The following is a 1,130-nucleotide window of genomic DNA, read 5'->3' as shown; positions in this document are numbered from 1 at the left end:
TTGCTTGATAAGCTTGCCAATCTTCTAAGAAGCTTTGGAAGAAAGGCAGTTGCCTTTGATCGCAAGGGTAGTGTTCTAGATATGTGGATATATGGCAGAATGAAAACGATGTGTTAGAGGGCTGAGTCGAGATGGTCCTAGAACCTGTTCAATGTCCAGATTGCCAGAGTGTGGATGTCGTTAAGCATGGTCGCAGTGCTGCTGGAAAACAACGGTATTGTTGCCGTAACTTAGAGTGTTCCAGACGATCATTTATCTTGAACTTTAGCTATCGAGGACGACTGCCTGAAGTCAAAGCGCAAATCAGTGACATGGCAATCAACGGCAGTGGTATTCGTGATACCGCCAGAGTGTTGAAGATTAGCCCAACGACTGTGATTGAAACGCTGAAAAAAAGTCAAGTCAACTTGAACAAGTAAATACAAGTCTGCTCGAACAGCACCAACCGGATAACACGGCAGTCATGGTCGTCAGAGTCGAGGCGGCGGAGCTGGACGAGATGTGGAGTTTTGTCGAGTCAAAGCAGCATCAACGATGGTTGTGGCACGCGATTGACCATCAAACTGGAAAAGTCCTTGCCTATGTGCTAGCCACCCATGAAGACTCAGCTCTTAAGCAACTTCAGCAACTGTTAGCTCCTTTTTCGATTCAGCGGTTTTACACCGATAGTTGGGGAGCTTACTTGCGATTGCTAGATGAGCAGCACCATACGGTTGGCAAAGCCAACACACAGCGCATTGAGCGGAAGCATCTAACTTTGAGAACTCGGATCAAGCGACTTGCCAGAAAGACGATCTGTTTTTCCAAGACTGAGAAGATGCATGATACTGTGATTGGATTATTCATCAACCGTCATGAGTTCGGGCGAGTAGTATAACGTTATGCCCACACATCTAGAACACTACCCACAGAAACCTTGGAGGATATCGGTCTTCTGGAACCACCACAGTACCCACAGACAAGTTTGTCGCTGCTCACGGTCGATTGTCGATCATCACAGGATGTCAGAACAAATGCTGTCACTCAAGCACTATCGGGAAGGAATTCTTTAACATACTTGACCTTTGGGACAGAGGTGACCGTTCAATACATGAACGAAAGAGGCTCTGAACAGTTTGTTGTGACAGGCG

Annotated in this window: 1 protein-coding gene; it reads left to right on the top strand. The window is 46.6% G+C overall.

All coding sequences use genetic code 11. The features are described 5' to 3' along the window. The first annotated feature begins 131 nt into the window (after positions 1-131). Positions 132-877, top strand: a protein-coding gene (locus LEPBO_RS45670) for an IS1 family transposase (protein WP_457920331.1) whose coding sequence is annotated in 2 segments (ribosomal slippage) — positions 132-387 and positions 387-877 — 747 coding nt in all. Because the reading frame shifts where the segments join, the coding sequence is not laid out codon by codon here. Positions 878-1,130: the final 253 nt, after the last annotated feature.

Origin of the sequence: Leptolyngbya boryana PCC 6306 (assembly GCF_000353285.1) — a bacterium.
GTDB classification, from domain to species: Bacteria; Cyanobacteriota; Cyanobacteriia; order Leptolyngbyales; family Leptolyngbyaceae; genus Leptolyngbya; species Leptolyngbya boryana.
This window is presented reverse-complemented; position numbering and strand designations above follow the sequence as displayed.